Below are 5,933 nucleotides of genomic sequence, written 5' to 3' on the forward strand. Positions count from 1 at the left end.
GCCGGCGACGACCTGCGGCGGCAGACCGCGAACGGGTCGTCCGGCACCGTCGACCAGACCCGTCTGGCGAGCCAGCAGCTCACCATCCTTGGCGACCCGGACGATGTAGTGGGTCTCCTTGCGGATACCGACGTTCTGGGCAACGACGATCTCGCTGTCGTGACCGAAGATGTCGGCGATGTCGGTGCGCAACCGCCGAGCAGCCGCCGAGGTGTCGAGCTCGGCCTCGATGACGATGCGTCCTGACACGATGTGCAGACCACCAGCGAATCGCAGGATCGAGGCAACCTCCGCCTTGCGGCAGCACGCCTTCGTGACCTGAATCTTCGCGAGTTCTGCCTTGACCTGGGCCGTCATGGCCATCGACGCACACCCCTGTGTTCGCTGTCGGGCTCACGATGTGAGCAAACTGGCGGGCCCACGACCTGACGATGCTGTGCGGATCCCGGTGTGACGGTCACTCTATGCCTGCCCCAGGGCATCGACGAACGCGGCAGCCAGCCGGGCGGCATCGTGCTGGCCCGGAGCCTCCTGGCGCGCCACGTCTGCCACCAGGAGGTGCGCGCCCAGACGACGAGCGCCCGCCTCGAGGGTGCCGCGGTCGTCGACGAGGGCTGGATCGGCGATGACCACATCGAGCGCCAGCTCAGGGGCGTGCGCCGCCAGCACGTCGAGATGACCGGTGGGAGTGAGCCCCACCGTCTCTTGATCGGTGCCGCTCAAGTTGAGCACCAGCGCACGCTTGGCTGACGTGGCGGTGAGCGCGTCGCGCAGCTGGGGCACGAGCAAGGTGGGCATGACACTGGTGAACCACGAACCGGGCCCGATGACGACCCAGTCGGCGTCGAGGACGGCCTGCACAGCCTCTGGACACGCCGGAGGTTCAGCAGGCACCAGACGGACGCTGACGACCTGACCGTCGACCTTGGCGACCTGGACCTGGCCGCGCACCTCCGTGAGCCGATCGGGAGCGGACGCCAGATGAACGTCCGCCTCGATGTCCAACGGCACTGCGGCCATGGGGAGCACTCGCCCCCGCGCGCCGAGCAGCTCGCCCACCAGATCAAGCCCCCGCACGTGATCGCCCAACAGGTCCCAGATCGCAGTGATCAGCAAATTGCCAACCGCGTGATCGTTCAACGGGCCCTCGGAACGAAAGCGGTGCTGCAGGACGTCGGCCCACGTGCGACCCCACTCGTCGTCCCCGCACACAGCAGCCAGAGCCATGCGCAGATCTCCCGGCGGCAGTTCAGCGAACTCCTCGCGGAGCCGACCTGACGACCCCCCGTTGTCGGCCACGGTGACGACACCAGTCAGTTGCGTGGTGACGCGCCGCAACGCCGAGAGACTGGCCGCCAAGCCATGGCCGCCACCGAGCGCCACGACGCGCTGCTGACCCAGCGCTCCATCGTGCTGTGACGTGGCCCGATCGATCACTCGCGCCTCAAGTCTCTGCGCATCATTCGCGCCCCAGGTCGCGGTGAACCACCAAGGTATTGACGCCGTTGAGCCGCAGTCGCTCGGCAAAGGCCTCGCCCATCGCGACGCTGCGATGCCGACCACCGGTGCAGCCGAAGGCGATGGTCAAGAAGTGCTTGTCCTCGCGGAGGTAGCCGTCGGTCAGCAACGAGACAAGACCCTCGTATCGTTGGAGAAACTCCTCGGACCGCGGTTGGGAGCGCACGTAGTCGCGCACCGGCTCGTCGAGCCCGCTGAGCGGACGCAGCTCGTCGACCCAGAAGGGATTGGGCAAGAACCGCAGATCGGCGACCATGTCGGCGTCGATCGGGACGCCGTACTTGAATCCGAACGTGACCACCGACGCACGCAGTCCTTGGGTCTCGGCGTCGATGAAGGCGGCCCGCACCCGCTGGGTGAGCTGGTGCACGTTCAGGTTGGTGGTGTCGATGACGATGTCCGCGCGCCCGCGCAGCACCTGGAGCAGCTCGCGTTCACGGGCGAACCCGTCCATCAGCCGGCCCTCGAGGCTGAGGGGATGCGGACGGCGTGCTGCTTCCTGCCGTCGGACCAGCACCTCGTCGGAGGCCTCGAGAAACAAGGTGCGCGAAGGGAACCCGTGGCGCCGCAGCTCTTCCAGAGCATCGCTGAGGCCGACGAAGAAGCCGCGGGATCGCGCGTCGACGACGACGGCGAGCTTGTTGATGTCATCGGTGCCAGCGACCGTCTGCACGGCCGCACCGAGCACCTCCGGCGGGATGTTGTCGATGACGTAGTAGCCGAGCTTCTCCAGCACCTTGGCCGCCGTGCCGCGGCCCGCACCCGTCATGCCGGTGACCACGACGAACTGCTCCAGCTGACGCTCGCTCACGCGAACACCTCCGAGAAGAAGACACGATACGAAGGAGTCCGCGTGAGATCCCTTCGGTTCACTCGCTGACGCTCGCTCACGATTCCTCCACAATCTCGCCCGTGGCCGTGTTGACCGAGGGTGCCGGGGCCGATGCGGCAAGTGCCGCCACGATCGATTCTGCCGTAGTGGCACCGATGCCCGGAACCTGTGCGATCTCCTCGATCGAGGCGGCCCGCATCTTCTTGACCGACCCGAAGGTCTTCATGAGGGCCTTGCGGCGCGTGGGGCCGAGTCCCGGGACGGGGTCCAGGAGGCTGTCGACCATCGACTTGCTGCGCCGGCCCCGGTGGTGCGAGATCGCGAAGCGGTGCGCTTCGTCGCGTAGTCGCTGCAGCAGGTAGAGACCCTCACTCGTGCGCGGAAGGATGACCGGGTCATCGTCGTCGGGCAGCCACACCTCCTCAAGTCGCTTGGCCAGGCCGACCAGCGCAATGTCCTGGATGCCGAGAGCCGTCATGGCCCGGTGAGCAGCTGCCACCTGGGGCGGGCCGCCGTCGACGACGACGAGCGCTGGCGCATAGGCGAACCGTCGGGGTCTGCCGGTGTCCGGATCGATCCCTCCGCGCTCCTCGGTGGCTCCTGCGTCGGCGTGGGCCTCCTCAGCGCGTGCCTTGAGCAGCCGTTCAAACCGCCGTGTGATGACTTCGTGCATGGCAGCGACGTCATTTTGACCCTCGTGACGGACCGTGAACCGCCGATACTCGGACTTGCGCGGCAGTCCGTCCTCGAACACGACCATGGAAGCCACGATCTCGGTGCCCTGCAGGTTCGAGATGTCGTAGCACTCGATGCGCAGTGGGGCGGTAGGGAGATCCAGGGCCTCCTGGATCTCCTCCAGAGCCTTGCTACGAGCCGTGAGATCGCCAGAGCGGTGCATCTTGTGCCGCGCCATCGATTGCTTGGCGTTCTGCTCCACGGTGCCCATCAGGGCCTTCTTGTCGCCTCGCTGGGGCACGCGAATCTGCACAGGTCCTCCGCGCCGCTCGGCCAGCAGCTCGGCGACGACCTCGTGATCTGCGGGCAGCCGCGGCACCAGCACCTGGCGCGGGATGGCCGCTGGCGCTGCGCCTTCGTACAGCGTCATGAGGGCCCGCTGGACCAGCTCGGGGAAGGCGGCGTCATCGGCCTTGTCGGCCACCCAGCCGCGTTGGCCGCGAATGCGACCGCCGCGAACCGAGAAGATCTGAACCGCGACTTCGAGAGGATCGTCGACGAATCCGAACACATCGGCATCCGTGCCGTCACCGAGCACCACGGTCTGCTTCTCGAGCACCCGGTTGAGCGCTCCCAGGTCATCGCGCAGCTTGGCCGCGAGCTCGTACTCCTGAGCCTCGGACGCCTCGCGCATGCGCTCGTGGATCCGCCGGGTGAATCCGGCGGTCTGGCCGCCCATGAAGGCCAGGAAGTCGTTCACGATCTCGCGATGTTCGTCGACGTCGACTCGGCCGACGCACGGCGCAGCGCACTTGCCGATGTCACCCAGCAAGCAGGGTCGATCGATCGCCTTGGCCCGACGAAACACTCCCGCCGAGCAGGACCGCATGGGAAAGACCCTCAACAGCGTGTCGACGGTGTCGCGGATAGCCCAGGCGTGACCATACGGCCCGAAGTACCGAACCCCCTTGCGCTGGGCTCCGCGCATGACCGTGACGCGCGGGAACTCCTCGCCGACCGTGACGGCAAGCCATGGGTAGGACTTGTCATCGCGGTACTTGACGTTGAAGCGCGGATCGAACTCCTTGATCCACGAGTACTCCAACGCCAGCGCCTCGACCTCGGTGTCGACGACGGTCCACTCCACTGATGACGCAGTGATGACCATCTGCTGCGTGCGGGAGTGCAGGTTGCTGACGTCCTGAAAGTACGAGTTGAGGCGCGGACGCAGCGATTTGGCCTTGCCGACGTAGATGACGCGCCGGTCGGCATCGCGAAAGCGGTACACCCCCGGCTGGGCCGGGATCTCCCCTGGTTGTGGCCGGTAGCTGGCGGGATCTGCCATGACGTCAGTGCGACGGCGCGGCTGCGCGACGGCGCGGAATGACGTGCATGATCGCGACGACGATCGCCCCCCACACCAGGCCGATGAGGGCTGACGCCGTGGTGTTGACCAGCCAGCCCAGCACCCCTCCCCCGGTGGTGACGGCTTCTGCCGCTGCCTCTTCCACGTGGTGGACCGCGTCGTACACCACGTGCCAGCCCAGATCGTCAACGCCCACCAGCAGGATGTGCCCGCCGACCCAGAGCATGGCGGCGGTGCCGACGACCGAGATGACAGCCAGCAGGCGCGGCATGCCCTTGACCATGGCGTGCCCGACCCGCTGAGAGAACGTGGAGGCGCGCTCGGTCAGAGCGAGGCCGACGTCGTCCATCTTGACGATGAGCGCCACGACGCCGTAGACCAGCGCGGTGATGGCCACCGCGACGACCAACAAAATGACCGCCCGCGAGAGAAACGCCTCGTCGGTGATCTCGTTGAGCGCGATGACCATGATCTCGCCGGAGAGGATGAAGTCGGTGCGGATGGCGCCCGACACCATGGTGCGCTCCTGCTCGGGGCCAATGGTCGTGACGGGCGCAGCCTGCTCGACCTCCTCGTGGTGGGGGCCGAACCGCTCCCAGATCTTCTCGGCGCCCTCGTAGCACAAATAGGTGCCGCCGAGCATGAGCAGAGGGGTGAGCAGCCACGGCAGGAACTGACTGAGCAGCAGCACGGCGGGCAGGATGAACACGATCTTGTTGCGCAGCGAGCCGGTCGCGATCTTGCGGATCATCGGCAGCTCGCGGTTGGCGTTCACGCCGTGCACGTACTGGGGGGTGACGGCGGTGTCATCGATCACCACACCAGTGGCCTTGACACTGGCGCGCCCGGCGGCCGCGCCGACGTCGTCGACCGATGCGGCGGCCAACTTGGCAAGCGCCGCGACGTCGTCCAGAAGCGCTACGAGTCCACCAGCCATCAGCGGGCCACCTTTCGGCCGTCGGTCAGCAAGGGTTTGAGGAAGTGTCCAGTGTGGCTGTCCGCATGATCGGCTATGTCCTCCGGGGTGCCCTCGGCGACCAACATCCCGCCGCCGCTGCCGCCCTCGGGGCCCAGGTCGAGGACCCAGTCCGCGGTCTTGATGACGTCCAGATTGTGTTCGATGACGATGACGGAGTTGCCGGTGTCGACGATGCGTTGCAGCACGCCCAACAACTTGCGGATGTCCTCGAAGTGCAGTCCGGTGGTGGGCTCGTCAAGCACGTAGACGGTGCGACCGGTGGAGCGCTTCTGCAGCTCGGAGGACAGCTTGACCCGCTGCGACTCTCCGCCGGACAACGTGGTGGCTGGCTGCCCGAGACGGACGTAACCCAGCCCGACCTCGACCAGGGTGCGCAGGTGCCGGGCGATGACCGGGATGGCCTCGAAGAACACGACGGCGTCCTCGATCGGCATGTCGAGGATCTCTGCGATGGTCTTGCCCTTGTAGTGCACCTCGAGCGTCTCCCGGTTGTAGCGGGCGCCGTGGCAGACCTCGCACGGGACGTAGACGTCCGGCAGGAAGTTCATCTCGATCTTGATCGT

General features: G+C 66.8%; 5 protein-coding genes and 1 pseudogene. All 6 read right to left on the minus strand.

The genetic code is table 11. The features are described from left to right. The coding region (whiA, locus tag WB508_RS02295; protein ID WP_423843259.1) for a DNA-binding protein WhiA at window positions 1–363 on the minus strand (363 nt) is incomplete at its 3' end. A 99-nt stretch (window positions 364–462) separates the two neighbouring features. Continuing rightward, window positions 463–1,437 (minus strand): gluconeogenesis factor YvcK family protein, encoded by a 975-nt coding sequence (locus WB508_RS02300; protein WP_423843260.1) that lies wholly within the window; start codon window positions 1,435–1,437, stop codon window positions 463–465. Between the two features lie 22 nt (window positions 1,438–1,459). After that, window positions 1,460–2,329: an RNase adapter RapZ gene (gene rapZ, locus WB508_RS02305; RefSeq protein WP_423843261.1), complete on the minus strand. Its 870-nt coding sequence runs from the start codon at window positions 2,327–2,329 to the stop codon at window positions 1,460–1,462. Window positions 2,330–2,405: 76 nt separating this feature from the next. Beyond that, on the minus strand, window positions 2,406–4,370 hold the full coding sequence (gene uvrC, locus WB508_RS02310) for an excinuclease ABC subunit UvrC (RefSeq protein WP_423843262.1): 1,965 nt from the start codon (window positions 4,368–4,370) through the stop codon (window positions 2,406–2,408). A gap of 4 nt (window positions 4,371–4,374) precedes the next feature. Beyond that, complete coding sequence (locus tag WB508_RS02315) at window positions 4,375–5,328, minus strand: DUF808 domain-containing protein (RefSeq protein ID WP_423843263.1); 954 nt, start codon at window positions 5,326–5,328, stop codon at window positions 4,375–4,377. Then, window positions 5,328–5,933, minus strand: a pseudogene (locus tag WB508_RS02320) (excinuclease ABC subunit UvrA); the annotation flags it as partial. The gene WB508_RS02315 and the pseudogene WB508_RS02320, both read right to left, overlap by 1 nt.

The organism is Aeromicrobium sp., from assembly GCF_049586495.1.
Taxonomy (GTDB): domain Bacteria; phylum Actinomycetota; class Actinomycetes; order Propionibacteriales; family Nocardioidaceae; genus Aeromicrobium.

Excerpts from the sequence above, each read along its gene's own strand:
- uvrC (WP_423843262.1), bottom strand. The coding sequence starts at position 4,370 with ATGGCAGATCCCGCCAGCTACCGGCCACAACCAGGGGAGATCCCGGCC.
- WB508_RS02315 (WP_423843263.1), bottom strand. The coding sequence starts at position 5,328 with ATGGCTGGTGGACTCGTAGCGCTTCTGGACGACGTCGCGGCGCTTGCC.